Annotated in this window: 1 protein-coding gene; it reads left to right on the forward strand. The window is 71.7% G+C overall.

All coding sequences use genetic code 11. From position 1 onward, the window contains the following. Positions 1-520 (forward strand): relaxase/mobilization nuclease domain-containing protein (locus RB628_RS41290; RefSeq protein WP_412180809.1); only part of this gene is annotated, 520 nt, incomplete at both ends.

Raw genomic sequence — 520 nt, forward strand, 5'->3', positions numbered from 1 at the left:
AAACGCGACGAGCACACCGACCCCCACCTCGTCGGCAGTTGGGACGGCTTCGCCCCCGACCCCGGCCGCGACACCAGCCCCGACCCCGACCCCAAGGTCACGCTGGCCCGGCTCGCCGCAGCCTTGGACCTGCGGGTCAAGCAGGCCGGGACGAAGGCACCGGCCGAGCACGTCTGGCACTGCTCGGTACGCACCGACCCCGGCGACCGGACCCTGACCGACGCCGAGTGGAACACCGTCGCCCGCCGCCTGGTCCAAGCCGTCAACCTCGCCCCCGAAGGCGACCCGGACGGTTGCCGCTGGGTCGCGGTGCGCCACGCAGACGACCACATCCACATCCTGGCCACCATGGTCCGAGGCGACCTGCGCCGCCCGAGGATGAACTACGACTTCAAGAAGGCCCAGGCCGAATGCCGCCGCATCGAACAGGAGATGGACCTGCGCCAGCTCAAGCCCGGCGACGGCACCGGAGCCAAGACCCCCACCAGCGCCGAGCGCTTCAAAGCCGAGCGCACCGGCC

The organism is Streptomyces sp. ADMS, from assembly GCF_033441795.1.
GTDB lineage: Bacteria > Actinomycetota > Actinomycetes > Streptomycetales > Streptomycetaceae > Streptomyces.